The sequence below is a fragment of the Sphingobacterium anhuiense genome (assembly GCF_042686355.1).
GTDB classification, from domain to species: Bacteria; Bacteroidota; Bacteroidia; order Sphingobacteriales; family Sphingobacteriaceae; genus Sphingobacterium; species Sphingobacterium anhuiense.
Map to the genome: position 1 here is coordinate 58537 of NZ_JBHUPE010000014.1, position 16604 is coordinate 75140.

The following is a 16604-nucleotide window of genomic DNA, read 5'->3' on the forward strand; positions in this document are numbered from 1 at the left end:
ATTATAACTTTGCGTTAGCAAATAAGGAACAAGAATGAATTTAGGTAAAAACATCAATAATCTATTAAAGCGTTACGCTGAAGTTTACGTTAAGGGCTTGGGGGTGTTCAAAAGAAAGCATTCCGCAGCTCAGTTCGATAAGCAGCGCGACCTGTTTTTACCACCTATTTCTTATGTGGAATTTGATTCTACAGCTGAAAGCGGTTTTAATTTTATTCATTACATACAACAACAGCAAAACCTGAATCTTGATGCCGCAACTCAGGTGTTGCAGGATGCTGTTGCTGATTTAAAGGATCAATTGATCCAAAATGGACAGGCTAAACTTGAGGACTTAGGACACATTGTGAGCTATGGTTCAAGTTTAGTTTTTAAACCATTAGATCTCTCAGGTTTTAATTTTGAACCGATCAGACATGTTATTGCTCCAGAAATAGAGACTGTTATTCCCGATCGTGAATTGGAAGAAAATATTCCATTTTCTCCGACTGAACTAGAGGAACCCGTGGAAGATATTATCGAGGATGAACCGGCAGATACAGAGCAAGTAGAAGAGGAAATCGTACCTGAAACGGTAGTGGTAGCACCTTTACCAGTTGAAACACCTGTAGCACCGATAATACATGAACCTGTATCCGAAACGATTGACGAAGGAGCAGATACTGATCCAGCGATATTTTATCAGGAAAGAAGTAATAAATCAAATACAGTTTGGTATTATATTTCGGCAGCGATCATTATTGTGGTGTCTGTTATTGTTGCTTTCTTGCTTAATCCGTCATTGAAGGATCAATTGTTTGGAAAGAAACAAGCAACTGCACCGGTCGTCGTTGCTGCACCAGTGGATACACTACCTAAAATCGATAGTACACAACTGAAGCAAGATTCAACTGCAACAGTTGATTCTCTAAAAGTGGATACAGCAGCATTTCAAACAACACCAAAGGAAACGGTAGTCGTAAAAGAATCAGTACCTGTAGCACAGCCAAATTATCAATTGGTTATTGCCACGCCAAAAACAATGGAATTGGCAGAAGAGGAAGTGCTGAGGTTGCGTAAAAAAGGATATCACACTGTGCGGGCAGTTGATAGCAAATTTAAAAGAAATAAAAAACGTGTGATTTGGGATACCTACATGACCAAAGAAGAAGCCGATCGGGACCAGGCAACTGTCGCGAAGACTTTTTCAGGAGCATGGGTAGAGAAAATAGCGAAATAGTCTAATATAAACAATTTTAAAATTATAAATTATTATGTCATTGATTCAAAGCGACAGCAATCTTTTGGACACCGTTAATCAAGCTGCACAGCAAGCAGTACCTGTAGTAAGAGACGAAAATTTGAGCTTAATTCAAATGATGATGAAGGGGGGATGGATTATGGTTCCCATTTTATTATTGTTGTTTATTGGTTTGATCATCTTTTTTGAGCGTTTCCTGACTATTCGTAAAGCTGCAAAGTATGATGTTTCACTAATGTCACAAGTAAAGGCAAGTGTGCTTTCTGGTAAATTGGACGCTGCTTTAGCAGTTTGCCGTTCGAGTCACTCAGCATTAGGACGTATGTTGCAAAAGGGATTACTACGTGTAGGACGTCCAATCAAAGATATTGAAGGTGCTATTGAGAATGTAGGTAAACTTGAGGTTGCTAAATTGGAAAAGAACATTAATATTCTAGGTATTATTGCAGGTATTGCGCCGATGCTTGGTTTCGTAGGAACAATTTTTGGAGTAATTACAATTTTCCATGAAGTAGAGATGGCTGGTGGTATTGATATTGGTTCAGTATCCGGAGGTCTTTATGTGAAGATGGTAGCTTCGGCATCTGGCTTAACAGTTGGTATCTTAGCTTATATTGGTTACCATATCCTAAATATGATGGTGGAGCGTTTGATCTTACGTATGGAGACAGATGCAGTTGAATTTATTGATTTATTAGATGAACCTGGCGCATAATCGCAGGGTCGTATAGCTAATTAATCAATTAAAATTTAGAATAATGAATCTAAGAAGTAGAAAAAATAAACCAGCAGCTGAAGTACATACTTCAGCATTGAACGACATCATGTTCTTTCTGATGTTATTCTTTTTGTTGGCATCTGCTGTTTCCAATCCGCAGGTTGTGAAGTTATTACTTCCAAAATCCAGTGCTGGAGAGCAGTCTGTATCCAAAAAAACATTGACGGTTTCGATTACCTCGGATTTAGCTTACCATGTTGAAAAGGCAGTTGTACCTTATGATGCATTAGAAGCAGCAATCCAATCGCAAATGAGAACAGGAGAAGAATTGACGATCATGATGTATGTTGATAATTCAGTCCCTATTCAGAATGTTATTTCAGTAATGGATATTGCCAACCGCTTGAAAATAAAAGTTGTTTTGGCGACAGAACCAAAGAAAGATTAAAGAGTTTTAAACCTTTTTTAAGGTTTAAGTTCTAATTTTAAAGAATAGGAGATAAATACATGGCTTACCATCTTCAACATGAGGAAAATAACTTCCCCAAAGCATTAGGGATTTCTACTGCTATAATGGGGATTTTGGTATTGATAAGTTTCTTTGTCATTTTTGGAACCAAAATGCCCGATGAATACGGTATGGGCGGTATGGTTGTGAATTATGGTACAGCAGAAGAAGGCATGGGCGATGATTACATGAGTGTTGAAGAACCTTCTGTAGATCCCAATGCTAATAATGTAAAACCAGATCGCGTCGTTCCAGAAGAAATACCGACACCGACACCTACACAGCAGGTTGCTGACAAAGCTGTCGTGACACAAGATGTAGAAGATGCTCCTGTTGTTACTAAGGCTTCAAAACCTGTAAAGACAGTTGCACCTGAAACAACAAAAGAAGTGAAGGATAGTAAACCTGCAGTAAATTCGAACGCCCTTTATAAAGGCAAAAAGAATAACGGCACAGGTTCTGGTGATGGTACAGGAACGGTACCTGGCAATCAAGGTAGTAAATTAGGTGATCCTTTAGCCAGTAATTACGGTGAAGGTGGTTCTGGAAACGGTAATATGATGCTTTCAATTGAAAATAGAAGTTTTACGCAGAGACCTCAGATTGATGATAATGGACAGCAGGCTGGTAAAGTAGCTGTTGAGTTCCGCGTCAACCAATCGGGAGTGATCATTTATGCACGTGCCGGAGTGAAAGGTACAACCATCACGGATCCAAGCTTATTGGAAAAATGTGAAAGAGCTGTTCGTGGAGCTCGATTGAATCAATTGCCAAATGCGCCTGACTCTCAGACAGGCAGAATTGTATTCAATTTTAAACTAAGATAAAATTTATTGTCAATGCATAATTATAATGAGGTAATCGAGTATTTATATGCTCGATTACCTATGTTTACCCGTGACGGGGCATCCGCCTATAAAAAGGATTTAGATAATACCTTAGCATTACTTCATGCGTTAGGAAATCCACAAGATAAATTTAAATCTATTCATATTGCCGGTACGAATGGGAAAGGTTCATCCTCTCACATGTTGGCTTCTATCTTTGCAGAGGCAGGATATAAAACAGCCCTGTATACTTCACCACATTTATTAGATTTTAGGGAACGTATTCGTATCAATGGACAGATGGTCGATGAGCAATTTGTTATTGATTTTGTGAATAATCTGCATGCACTGATTGAAGAGATTCAACCCTCATTTTTTGAGGTTACGGTGGCTATGGCATTTGATTACTTTGCAAAACAGCACGTTGATATTGCCATCATTGAAGTTGGTTTAGGTGGTCGTCTTGATTCTACAAATGTCATCATGCCACTGGCATCCTTAATAACTAACATCGGTTTTGACCATATGAATATGTTGGGTGATACGCTTCCAGCTATAGCATCTGAAAAAGCAGGTATTATAAAAAAAGATACTCCTGTTGTCGTATCGGAATATCATAAAGATACTGCGCCCGTATTTCTAGAAAAAGCTAAGCTTGAAAATGCAGCGCTTGAGTTTGCATCCGACAAATTGCAATCAGAAATTGAAGCCATTAATGAAGATCACTTATTGATTGAAGTGAGGGATAAGGAAGGTCATATCGAGCAATATGAATTAGATCTAAAAGGAACGTATCAATCAAAAAATATATTAGGTGTCTTGCGGATTGTTGATCATATGCGGGTACGAGGTTATGATCTGCCACAGGAAGCTGTTAAAAATGGTTTGCGAAAAGTACAGTCTTTTACCGGCCTTCAAGGTCGCTGGCAGACACTTTCCAAAAAACCTTTTATCATTTGCGATACTGGACATAATGAGGATGGAATTAGGGAAATTCTGAAAAATTTAGCCAATACGAACTATCGGCAATTGCATTTTGTAATAGGAGCAATGAAAGATAAAGATTTAGGACATATGTTGCCACTACTGCCAACGGACGCGATCTACTATTTTAGTAACCCTGATATGCCTAGAGCGATGCCTTCAGAAGAACTTGCCGCTGAAGCACATCTATTGGGACTAGAAGGAAATGCATATGGCCCTGTTGTAAAAGCCTTTGAAGCAGCAAAAGAACAATACCAGGACGGAGATTTAATTTTTATAGGAGGTAGTAACTTTGTGGTATCAGAAGTGCTTGCAGCTATAAACTAATGTACTGCCTGATCAGACAGCTATTGTAAAGTAAAACAACTATAAAAAAGAGCGAGCAGATCTTTAGATCTCCTCGCTCTTTTTTATGCTACAAGAATGCAGTTAAGTAATTACCCAATTTTCGAATTTTCTTCAAGTGCTGGGAATCTTATCCTATGTAAAATTTATCCAAATTCAATTTTATTAATGAAGAAATTAATCGTTAATGGTCAATTCACCTCTGATATCCTTTTCGATCCAATAGGCAACATCTTTTTGATCTTCGCATTCACCCTGTAGGTACATGAGCTTTGTTACAGCAGCTTCAAAAGTCATATCGTAACCATTGAGTACTCCAATCGCTTTTAGTCCAGTGCTCGTCTCATAACGCCCCAGTTCAACAGAACCAACCTTACATTGTGATATATTTAAAATATTCTTACCGTTATCAATGGCTTCTTTCAGCAAATCTAAAAACCATTGATCGGTAGTGGTATTTCCGGAGCCAAATGTTTCCATAACAATAGAACGGACATCCGAATTTAATACTGCTCTGATTGTGCTAGGACTTATTCCTGGAAACAATTTCAGAACACCCACGCGATCGTCAAGTTTGGTATGCAAAATAAACTCTTTACCACTGTTGTTTAATAAAGCATCTTGATTGTATTGGAGATGAATACCTGCCTCTACAAGAACCGGATAATTGGGGGAACGGAAAGCTTCAAATTTTGCCGAATTATATTTGAAAGATCGGTTACCTCTAAATAATTTATTGTCAAATAGAATACATACTTCTTGAATCATGGAGACCCCAAAATGCTTTGTAGACGCAATTTCTAAGGCAGTCATCATGTTTTCTCTTGCATCGGTGCGAATTTCTCCGATCGGTAATTGAGAACCTGATAAAATGACAGGTTTTTGTAGCCCTTCCAGCATAAAGCTTAAAACCGAAGCCGAAAATGACATGGTATCCGATCCATGTAAGATGACAAAACCATCATATTCATCGTAATTATCCTTAATGATCTGTGCCATTTCAATCCATATTTCAGGCTTCATATTGGAAGAATCAATAATGGGATTAAAGGAATGTACGGTTAATTTATAATTTAATCGACTTAGATCTGGAAGATTGCGCTTGATTAATTCAAAGTCAAAGGGAACGAAAGTTCCCGTTTCGTCTTTGACCATTCCTATGGTGCCACCTGTGTATATGATAAATATGTTATGCATGATGTGAGTTAGATTCCAAATATTCTTTTTGAGTTTTCAGTTGTTATTGCCGCTACCTGTTCTATGGGTAATTCTTTAATGTCAGCTATTTTTTGTGCTATATAGTACAGATAACTACTTTCATTTTGTTTGCCTCGAAACGGCATCGGAGCTAGATAAGGCGCATCTGTTTCCAGTACAATATGTTGTAGGTCTATCTGTTTAACCACTTCGTCAAGCCCCGCTTTTTTAAAAGTGACAACTCCGCCAATACCCAGTGCGAAACCCAGATCGATAGCATGTTGCGCTTGTTCAATATTTCCTGTAAAACAATGTAATACCCCAAAAAGCTTTTCATCTTTTAGTTCTTCCAATAATTCAAATAATTCGTCAAAAGCCTCACGACAATGAATATCTATTGGTAAATTAAGATCTTTAGCCCATTGTACCTGCTGACGAAATGCATCTTTTTGAATCTCCAAAGTAGATTTGTCCCAATACAGGTCTAGGCCAATTTCTCCGATAGCATACACTTTGTGTTGCTGCAGTGCCGCATAGATTTTTGTTAGTTCTTCTTGATAGTTTTCTTTTACATCACAGGGGTGTAAACCGAGCATCGGAAAACAGTTGTTTGGGTATGCTTCAACAGTTTTCATGACTGCAGCTACCGATGCACTATTGACATTTGGAAGAAAAAGGCGATGAATATCTTTATCAAAGCAACGTTGCATTTGTTCTGCTAGTGAATCGTTTTCGGTGTGGTAGTATATATGGGTATGGGTATCTGTTAGTAACATGGATTATAGTTATAGCGACGGTAAAAATAAATGTTTAGGATGAAACGACCTAATTTGATGAAACTTAGTCATTATCACGGTGATGGATATAGCGCCAATGCTTTGAAAATTAGAAACTCATATAGCTGTTTTATTATGAATATAAAACTGCACAGCTTTTTTTTTGATTTTTTGTTAAAAATGAGAAATATTTGATCAAACTTTTAACTGTTTTAGTTATTTAGAATGGGGTAAAATTCCTGTATTTAAGAATATTGTAGCTAAATTATCTAAATAATGCATATTCCTTCCTTTTACTATGGGATTTATAGCACTCATCTATCCGTCAATTAGAAAAGATATTGTCACTCATCCATCCATTTACTTGATATAAAAATCAAACGCTTACTTATTCTTATTTCCTTCTTTATTTGTTTAAGTACACTTTGTCAGGTCACGATTTCAAGCAAATTGCTAACAGTTTTACCGATAATAAAATTCTGACGATTATTGATTTAACCAAGCCAATTTTGCGTAATGCTCAAGACAATTATTGATCTTTATCGCATTGAAGGGTTTATTAACATTTGGAAATAGAAGACGAATGAAAAAAGGCTTATTGAATTACCAATAAGCCCTTTTTCATTAAATATTTATATCCTTATTTTTTTGCTGGTGTAGCAGGAGTCAATTTTGTTGCAGGAATTGTTGTTGGAGCAGCTGCAGGAGCTTTTCCAGGAATAATGTCAATAACTTCTACGTCAAAAATTAAAGGCGAATATGGCGGGATCTCTCCAGCCTGACGTTCGCCATAAGCTAAATTAGAAGGGATAACCAAAGTTGCTTTTGAACCTTTGTTCAATAATTGGAAAGCTTCCGTCCAGCCTGTTATAACACCATCCACACCTAAATGTAGACGAAGAGGTTCATAAGGTCTTTGTGCATTGAATTTTTTATATTTTTTAGCAAGATCAGCTTGATTGGTATCAAATACTTTATCGTTTGCTAATTTGCCAACGTAATTAACAACTACTGTATCACCAACAGCGGCATTTTTACCTGATCCTGGTTTTGTAATTACATATTGTAAACCGGAAGCAGTTTTCTGAGTTGCTAATTTATTATTCTTTAAGAACGCTTCAACTTTCCCTGTTTCAGCCCCTTTTAATTTTGCAGTCTGTTCCTCAAAATATTTCGTAACCTGCTCACTTAATTGTTGGTCTGTTAATTTACCTTTTTTGAAGTGTTTCTGAACTTTAATCGTATAAATGATGTATTTGTCAGCAAAATCAGGCTTTGGCTGCTTTGTTTTAGCCGTTATAGAATCTAAATTAATCTTAAATACCAAACTATCACCTTCACCTACAAATTTGAATAAACCAGTTGGATCTCCTGGGTTTTGCTTGATGATACTATCCGGATATAATTGTAGGATTTGTGGAACTCCTGCATCGTAAGTACTCGACATGACAGAATCTCTATCAGATTTTTGAATAATATCTACCGACAATAAATCACCTGCAACTGCCTTTTCTGCACCAGCATCCTTCACGATTTTGTATTCTAGGCCACCCTCAGCCTTTTTAAAGTTTTGGCAAGCAGTTAATAAAAGCCCTGATGCCGCGAATAGTAAAATTGATTTTTTCATTTAAGTTTAATTGCTTTCTTATTTTTTTATTAATTCTTATAATCTGGTCATACGACTTTAGTCGTATTGAGATTCTGTTCCTTTTAAATAGTCTTCCTATTCTATGGAAGGAAACATCTCAGATCAAAGATAATTTAATTTGTTCAGTTCTGGCAGTAATTTTTACGTAAAAAAATGTAAACATGGATATGAAAAATAGATGTGATAACTGCTTAAACATGGATTTTAAATTATCATGGAAGGCAAAAGAAAACATTAAAATTTTTTAAAGAAAATCATGCGATTTGAATTTTTATTAACCCTGATTTGGATATAAAGGAAAGGTGATTCTTGTGAAAATATAATATAAATTTTAAATTTAGGTCCGCCCAAAAAAAAAGCGCTTATCGGATTACCGATAAGCGCTTTTCAATTTGATAATTTCGGTACTTATTTCTTTACAGGCGTAGCCGGTGTAGTTGTTGTTGCAGGAATTGTCGTTGGAGCTGCAGCAGGTGCTTTTCCAGGAATAATGTCAATAACTTCCACGTCAAAAATTAATGGTGAATATGCTGGGATCTCTCCAGCAGGACGTTCGCCATAAGCTAAATTAGAAGGGATAACCAAAGTAGCTTTTGAACCTTTGTTCAATAATTGGAAAGCTTCAGTCCAACCTGTAATAACGCCATCAACACCTAAATGTAAACGTAAAGGCTCGTAAGGTCTTTGTGGATTAAATTTGTTATGTTTTTTAGCTAGATCAGCTTGGTTGGTATCAAATACTTTATCGTTTGTCAATCTACCGATGTAGTTAACAACTACAGTGTCACCAACAGCCGCATTTTTACCTGATCCAGCCTTAGTAACAACATATTGTAAACCAGAAGCAGTTTTCTTAGGTGCTAATTTGTTGTTTTTCAAGAAAGCCTCAACTTTTCCAGCTTCAGCGCCTTTTAATTTTGCAGTTTGTTCTTCATAATATTTGGTAACCTGCTCACCTAATTGTTGGTCAGTTAACTTACCTTTTTTGAAGTGTTTTTGAACTTTAATCGTGTAGATAATATATTTATCTGCAAATGGTGGCTTTGGTTGCTGTGTTTTAGCCGTGATAGAATCTAAATTAATCTTGAATACCAAACTGTCACCTTCACCTACAAATTTGAATAAACCTGTTGGATCTCCTGGATTTTGCTTGATGATACTATCTGGATATAATTGTACGATTTGAGGAGTTCCTGTTTCATATGTACTTGACAAAGTAGAATCTCTATCAGATGATTGAATGATATCTACTGCTAATAAATCACCAGATACAGCTTTTTCAGCACCAGCATCTTTAGCGATTTTGTATTCTAGGCCACCTTCAGCCTTTTTAAAATTTTGGCAAGCAGTTAATAATAGTCCTGATGCCGCGAATAATAGAATTGATTTCTTCATTTCAGTTTTATTGCTATCTTATTTTGTTAATATTTCTTTATAATTCGGTAAAGCGGATTTAAATGTATTGATAACCGTTTGTAGGTCATCATGTGAATTTCCTCCAGATGCATTGAGATGACCACCGCCATTAAAATATGTTTTGCATATTTCATTGCATGGAACATCACCAATCGAGCGCAAAGATAATTTAATTTGTTCTTTTCTGTCAATAATTAATGCAGCTAATCGAATTCCTTTAATTGACAATGCATAATTCACAAGTCCTTCAGTATCTCCAGTAATCACTTCGAAGCTTTTCAAATCTTCTTGGGTAACGTAAATCATGGCCGTGTTGTACTCTGGGAATACTTCTAAACGATTGAGTAAACAGTATCCTAAGAATTTTAATCTTCCTTCCGAAGAACTGTTATAGATCAGCTCGTGAATAGCCCAGTTCTGTGCGCCACAATCGATCAAGCTTGCGATTATACGGTGTATTTCTGAAGTCGTAGAACGGAAACGGAATGAACCTGTGTCGGTCATAATTCCTGTATACAGGCAGGTTGCCATATCTGCAGAGATACTGCCAGCATCTTGCATTTCTGCTGTTATAAATCTGAAAATTAGCTGTGCAGTTGCCGCAGCTTTAGGATCCCAATATTCATAATCATGAAAACCTTGAGGTTCAAGATGGTGGTCAATCATACATTTTATACCTGTAGCGTTTTCAACAGGAACTGCCATATCATGGATACGGGACAGTCCATTGAAATCAAGGCAGAAAATGATTTCAGCATCGGCAATTAATTTTTGATTTTCTTGTACTTCTTTGGTGTAAATGCGCACATGTTCTAAACCCGGTAACCAGTCTAAAAAGGATGGGAAATCGGATGGAACGATAAGGCTTACATCATGTTTATAGGCTTTCAGCCAATAAAATAGACCTAATGAAGAACCCAGCGCATCGCCATCTGGCTTGAAGTGCGTTGTGATTACAATTCTTTTAGGTTCTGATAAAAGTGTTTTTAGTTGTTCTGATGTCAGCATATTCGTATTAAGTCTGCAAACCTACTATAAAAAAAAATATTTATAGCATTTTTTTATAAACATTTGAGACGTTTTTGATTTTTGATTTTTGTTTTTAAATTTCTGAAATACAATTTGTTAAAATTTATAAACATAAATTTTGTGATCTCGTTTAGAGCTAATTAAATACGATGAATTATTCCCGAAATCGATAGGACCAAAATAGAATTTTGACATACCTTCTACAGGAAAGCCATTTCTTACAAGACCATCTTCATTGAAGATATAAATCATACGGTTATCTGTACCTACAGCAACAAGATCGTTATTGTTTGTCACTTTAAAGAATAAAGGTCTGTTGCTGACATCGTCCACAAATTTGTATGCAAAATATTTAGTGCTATCTTTCTGGTTATACACAGATAGATTATTGTCACTAAGAACAACGTAATCTTTATCTGCACTGCCACTTACATCTTCAAAGTTGAACGTAAAGTTTGTGCCCCAATCGCCAATTTTTAATTTGATCGGATCTCCCTCGAAAGGAACTTTAATCACTTCTCCTTTATCTTTCGGTACAATAACAAAGGAATTCTTCATATCCGAAGTTGTTATCAACCCAATTGGGTTCTTTAACGTTTGCCCATTGACATTAAGCTCTTCTTTACGGATAAGAGTACCTGCTTCATTAAAAAAGTAAACTGATCCCTGACTGGTTCCTGCAATGATAAAATTTTGATTAGCAATTGTAGCTGCTTTCAAATCAAATAAAATTTTGCTGTTCAAGCTTGGATTTTTCCAATCTTCGATCTTTTTCCCCGTCAGATCGTATACAGCTATCTGGTTTGAGCACGGAATATAGATTCTTTTTTCATTGTTGAAATTTGTCAGTGTAAGACCTGCAGAGGCATTGCTCGGTAAAGCCACAGAAAAACCAGGTATTAACTTTCCATCAGGAGAAAAACGATACAGACGACTTCTGGTATTCAAAAGTATACTACGGTCCTGTAATTGAATCGGTTGCCCTAAAATTTCTCCCTGAAAGAGTGTTTTCCATAATTCTTTACCAGAAGGGCTGAGTGCATAGACGGTATGATCCTGCTCTTGTACTAAAATAAATTTGCTGTTTTCAGTTTGATTAAATACCCAAGGATTATTGATTAATTTTGAGTTCATTTGAAATGTCCATGCCGCAGTCCCTCCAAAACGATTTTTAGATTTGTATAAGGCATAAAAACCTGAAATAAATCCACCAGCATTTCCACTTACTTGCAAAGAAGTCGAGTAAAAATTTTGATAACCAAAAAGTTCCTTATCTCTGAAGTTTTTAGCATACTCCGACTTTAAGTTATTATTGATTGTATTCTTCGCTGTTTCAGGTTCGATATAAAACGTAACATTCGCTCTGTTGCTCTGAATGGCAGTATGATTCTTGAAGATGGCTGTTCCAGACATCATCTGGTTATCAAAATAAGCCTGACGGTACTTTCGTAGAACACCGGTCTGATTTGCCACAACAAGTACTTTTCCGATTCTTGTAAAGTATGGACGCTGAAAACTTTTGAAGGGATCTCCGAAACTCGAATAAAGAATGTTGGAATAATCAAATTGGTAGATATCATCTCCTTGATTGCTGCTTATTTTTTTTGAAGTTTCTATAAATTTACTGCTATCAGCTAAACTAACAAGACCTAGAATATTCTCATTATCCAATTCCGCAATTGCAAATTCATCATTCCATAAAGGTAAAATATCAGTTTGAAAGATTACTTTTCCTTCATTCTCAATGAGCTTTTGATGGCTCTTAATTTTATCAGCTTCCTTTCGATAGGTAAATAAATCGCTAAGTGAGCGATGAAAGCTATTGATATCAGAAAGGCTATAGTTAATGTAGGAAGAGGTGTTTTTTGGTAAAAAATTAGCTAAAGTTTGCACTTGTGGTGATTGATGAGCAAAAAGTTGCAGATAGTTATGCTGATTCAGATTAAGCTGCGTTTCTCCTTTAAAAATTAATGCATCATCTTTGAAGTTTAGATTCCAGGCTGTAGATCCTTGTAATGAATCAATTTGATTAAGATACATGCCAAACTTACTGCGCATGATTTTTTTTGCTAGAGCTGCAATTTGATTATTACTAAAATAAAGACTTAACGGGGTATTCTTACTGTTTTGACTGATGAAGAATTCAATTTGCTTATGATCTAATTTTTTAACCGATTTATCAATGACCTGATGGATTATTGAAGGATTATAACCAGCAAAAAGAATATTTTCATGAAGTGTACAGAACAGCACAGAATCTTTAATACCCTTATCAAAACTGTAAATGCGGTGACCTAGCGTGTCAGTTTGATTTTTCTTGTATTTCTTATCTACACCTTGAAATAAAACTTCTAAGATCTTATCGTTTATTTTTTCATTCAGACCGACCGTATATAATGATGCAATACCCGATTTTGTAGGGTGATAGGTAAGAATGACTTCCACATCCTGCACTTTCCCTTTAATCGATGCCGCACTTAAGAAATCCTGCTTAATTGTTTTGAGATTGTCAAAATCTTGTTTTCCCTGAATTGCTTCAAACAGTTCGAAATTCTGGAATATGGTATCCGTTGTTTCGTTATTTCTGAAAGCTGCAATAAAGTAGGTATCAGCAGGTAAATACTGAAGTGTTTTTGTCGCAGTTTCTTGCTTGCTGCTGCTGTCGGAGAAGTAGTAGATGGAAGCCGCAACTACGGCTATAAAAAGTAGGACAGTAACAATAATCGTATTTCTCATATCTAATAACAAACGTACTAAAAAATATCTGGAACCTGAGTTGTCACAAATGTAAGTACTCCTTTGTAACAATAAATTTAACAAATATTCTCCTTTTCTGAGGAAGATTTGATACATTTATCCAGCATTAATAAAATATAGACGTAATTTTCGATTAATGAATAAGAGAATCATCCTAGTGGCTGCATTTTTTGGTGCACTAGCTGTTATTTTAGGCGCTTTTGGTGCGCATGGTTTAGAAGGTAAGATTAGTGAACAACATATCGAAACTTGGAAAACTGCCAATCAGTACCATTTTTACCATACTTTGGCTTTGTTGTTTCTGTCCACTTTTTCGCGGGCAAAAACTGCATCTATCCGTGTCTCATTTATAGCCTTTATAATTGGATTGCTTTTCTTTTCAGGTTCTTTATATCTGTTAAGTGTGCGCGAAATTACAGGTTTTGGAAATCCAGCTATTCTTGGCCCAATAACACCGCTGGGTGGGGTCGCCTTTATAGTAGGTTGGGCAGCACTTTTCGTTGCTGCATTAAAGAATAAGTCATAATTTAACGGTTTTATTACCGTAAGATGTGCCCTCGGAGAAATTAACGTTTTTTCGAGGGCTTATTTTTTAGTAATTTTACATGATACTTGAAATGAATATGCCAGAGCCTCAAAACTTATTTTTTACAGACCGAGCAACTGTTTTTGTTGATGTTATTTTGCCTTTAGCATTAGCGAATACCTATACTTACCGAATTCCAGTTGAATGGAATGATAAGATCCAGGTCGGTGTTCGTGTTATGGTGCAATTTGGAAAGAATAAAATCTATTCTGCTATTGTAAAACAAATAACGAAAGAGGCGCCAAAGCATTATGAAGCAAAGTATATTTTAGACATCATTGACGAAAAACCTATCGTAGATGGTGCACAACTACAGTTGTGGGACTGGATATCCGATTATTATATGTGTTCATTGGGAGAGGTTATGCAAGCTGCTTTACCCTCTGCTTTGAAATTGGCAAGTGAAACTAAGATCGCCTCGGCTATTCCAGAAGATTTCGACCGTTCGACTTTGACTGATAAAGAGTATCTGATCATTGAAGCACTTGAGGTGGCCGGTGAACTAAAAGTAAATGATATCGTTAAGCTATTGAGTCAAAAGTCTGTTTTCCCTATATTGAAAGCGATGTTTGATAAGGGGATAATATTGATTTCTGAAGAGATTACTGAACGATATAAACCAAAGACTAAAGTTTTTTTCTCTTTTGCTCCGGAATTTCGGGATGAAGATGGTAAACGGAATTTATTAGATGCCTTAAATCGAGCTCCAAAACAGCAGGATGCCGTATTGGGTTTCATGCAATTATTGAAAAAAGGAGTGGATGTTACCCGACAGATGATAATGGAAGCATCGGGATGTGGTTCGGGCGCCATTACAGCATTAGTTGATAAAGGCGTATTTCAAGTTAAAGAGAAAGTGGTCAGCCGTTTTCAAGGAGAAGATCTCGAATTGGAGGCTGATTTTGAATTTAATGATAATCAGAAGTGTGTTTTTGACGAAATTCATCAGTGCTTTGAAACTAGAGATGTCACCTTATTGCATGGTGTGACAGCATCGGGGAAAACACAACTCTATATCAGGTTGATAGAAGAAGCATTGGCAAGAGGTAACTCAGCCTTATATTTACTACCTGAAATTGCTTTAACCTCACAAATTACTGCTCGTCTTAAATTACATTTTGGCGATAAACTTGGTGTTTATCATTCGAAATTTAATGATAACGAACGTGCTGAGGTATGGCATAAGGTAATGAAAAACGAATTTAAGGTTATCGTAGGTGCCCGTTCTTCCGTGTTTTTACCTTTTCAAGATCTGGGAATTATTATTGTCGATGAAGAGCATGAGAGTTCTTACAAACAATATGATCCCGCACCGCGCTATCATGCCCGTGATACAGCGATATATTTGGGGTATATTCATCAGACTAAAGTCTTATTAGGTTCTGCAACACCATCTATTGAAAGTTTCTATAATGCAAAATCCAAGAAATATGGTTTTGTACAGCTTTTAGAACGTTTTGGTCAAGCACAATTGCCAGAAATCCATATTGTCGATATACCGCAAGAAGGAAGAAAGGAAAATATGTTTTCATATTTCTCGGGTACTTTATTAAAGGCTATAGAAGGAGCATTAGAACGTAAGGAACAAGTGATTCTATTTCAGAATCGGCGTGGACATACCACCATAATTCAATGTAACACCTGTGGTTTTGTAGCTAAATGTGTGAACTGTGATGTCAGTATGACTTACCATAAGAGTTCAAACATGATGCATTGCCATTACTGTGGCCACGTGGAACCTCCAATTAAAATCTGCCCCGCATGTGGTATGCCACATATCGAAAGTAAAGGTTTTGGAACCGAGCGTGTAGAGGAAGAACTGGAATTACTGATGCCTAATGTCCGAATAGGACGTTTGGATCTAGATTCTACAAAAGGAAAAAATGGTTTTGATAAAATTATAGGTGCTTTTGATGAACATGAATTTGATATTCTGATCGGCACGCAAATGGTTGCTAAGGGACTGGATTTTGGAAGAGTGAGCTTAATCGGGATCATCAATGCGGATACCATGATTAATTTTCCTGATTTCAGAGCGTATGAAAGAGCTTTTTCACTTTTCTTGCAGGTCGCAGGACGTGCAGGAAGAAGAGAGGCAGGAGGACAGGTTATCATTCAGACTTACACACCAAAACACCGTGTGTTAGAACAGGTTGTTGCGCATGATTATCAAGCCATGTTTGATACAGAGATCATTGAACGTAAAAATTTTGCATATCCGCCGTTCTACCGTGTGATCAGAATCGATATTAAGCATATGGATATCCAGAAATGTTATGACGGAGCTAAAAAATTTGCGTCAGGTCTGCGCCAGCAATTAGGTTCCCGGGTTCTTGGACCAGAAACCCCTTTAGTAGGAAGAGTACGTAATTATTTTATTCAGACGATCACACTGAAAATTGAACGCAATAACATCAGTATTGTTAAAGTAAAAGATCTGATTAAGCTGGTGAAGAATGATTTTATTGCAGATAAAGCAAACACGGGTTCACGCATTGTGATCGATGTAGATCCTTATTAGAGGAATCGGTAGATGAAATTAGCCAAAAATTATTCTTTTCAAATGAAATGGC

General features: G+C 36.5%; 13 protein-coding genes. 7 read left to right on the top strand and 6 right to left on the bottom strand.

All coding sequences use genetic code 11. The annotated features are described in order from the left end of the window. The first annotated feature begins 34 nt into the window (after positions 1-34). The 5 genes from ACFS6I_RS22555 to ACFS6I_RS22575 are packed head-to-tail and all read left to right on the top strand — an operon-like array spanning position 35 to position 4604. On the top strand, positions 35-1219 hold the full coding sequence (locus ACFS6I_RS22555; protein ID WP_380923960.1) for an HU domain-containing protein: 1185 nt from the start codon (positions 35-37) through the stop codon (positions 1217-1219). Positions 1220-1253: 34 nt separating this feature from the next. After that, positions 1254-1955: a MotA/TolQ/ExbB proton channel family protein gene (locus ACFS6I_RS22560; RefSeq protein ID WP_132769018.1), complete on the top strand. Its 702-nt coding sequence runs from the start codon at positions 1254-1256 to the stop codon at positions 1953-1955. A gap of 43 nt (positions 1956-1998) precedes the next feature. Then, positions 1999-2406 carry an ExbD/TolR family protein gene (locus tag ACFS6I_RS22565; RefSeq protein WP_132769016.1) on the top strand — a complete coding sequence of 136 codons (408 nt, stop codon included), beginning with the start codon at positions 1999-2001 and terminating at the stop codon, positions 2404-2406. A gap of 59 nt (positions 2407-2465) precedes the next feature. Then, on the top strand, positions 2466-3293 hold the full coding sequence (locus tag ACFS6I_RS22570) for an energy transducer TonB (protein WP_380923962.1): 828 nt from the start codon (positions 2466-2468) through the stop codon (positions 3291-3293). Positions 3294-3305: 12 nt separating this feature from the next. Continuing rightward, entirely contained in the window at positions 3306-4604 is a 1299-nt protein-coding gene (locus tag ACFS6I_RS22575) for a bifunctional folylpolyglutamate synthase/dihydrofolate synthase (protein ID WP_380923964.1), read from the top strand. 195 nt (positions 4605-4799) lie between these two features. Here the strand turns inward: ACFS6I_RS22575 and ACFS6I_RS22580 are convergent, their stop codons facing one another. From ACFS6I_RS22580 to ACFS6I_RS22605, 6 genes are all read right to left on the bottom strand, one after another. Next, a complete protein-coding gene (locus tag ACFS6I_RS22580) occupies positions 4800-5819 on the bottom strand; it encodes an asparaginase (RefSeq protein ID WP_021188735.1) in 1020 nt (339 codons plus the stop codon). 8 nt (positions 5820-5827) lie between these two features. Next, positions 5828-6595 (bottom strand): TatD family hydrolase, encoded by a 768-nt coding sequence (locus ACFS6I_RS22585; protein ID WP_380923966.1) that lies wholly within the window; start codon positions 6593-6595, stop codon positions 5828-5830. Positions 6596-7235: 640 nt separating this feature from the next. Further along, positions 7236-8222, bottom strand: a complete 987-nt coding sequence (locus tag ACFS6I_RS22590) for an FKBP-type peptidyl-prolyl cis-trans isomerase (RefSeq protein ID WP_380923968.1) — start codon at positions 8220-8222, stop codon at positions 7236-7238. 429 nt (positions 8223-8651) lie between these two features. Next, the gene (locus ACFS6I_RS22595; RefSeq protein WP_380923970.1) at positions 8652-9638 is read right to left on the bottom strand and encodes an FKBP-type peptidyl-prolyl cis-trans isomerase; all 987 of its coding nucleotides are present in this window, start codon (positions 9636-9638) and stop codon (positions 8652-8654) included. An 18-nt stretch (positions 9639-9656) separates the two neighbouring features. Further along, entirely contained in the window at positions 9657-10667 is a 1011-nt protein-coding gene (locus ACFS6I_RS22600) for a DHH family phosphoesterase (protein WP_380923972.1), read from the bottom strand. Between the two features lie 117 nt (positions 10668-10784). Then, on the bottom strand, positions 10785-13424 hold the full coding sequence (locus tag ACFS6I_RS22605) for an outer membrane protein assembly factor BamB family protein (protein ID WP_380923974.1): 2640 nt from the start codon (positions 13422-13424) through the stop codon (positions 10785-10787). A 157-nt stretch (positions 13425-13581) separates the two neighbouring features. Here ACFS6I_RS22605 and ACFS6I_RS22610 point away from each other — a divergent pair, with 157 nt between their 5' ends. Next, entirely contained in the window at positions 13582-13971 is a 390-nt protein-coding gene (locus tag ACFS6I_RS22610) for a DUF423 domain-containing protein (protein WP_021190553.1), read from the top strand. A 79-nt stretch (positions 13972-14050) separates the two neighbouring features. Further along, positions 14051-16552 carry a replication restart helicase PriA gene (priA, locus tag ACFS6I_RS22615; protein WP_380923977.1) on the top strand — a complete coding sequence of 834 codons (2502 nt, stop codon included), beginning with the start codon at positions 14051-14053 and terminating at the stop codon, positions 16550-16552. Positions 16553-16604 lie beyond the last annotated feature (52 nt).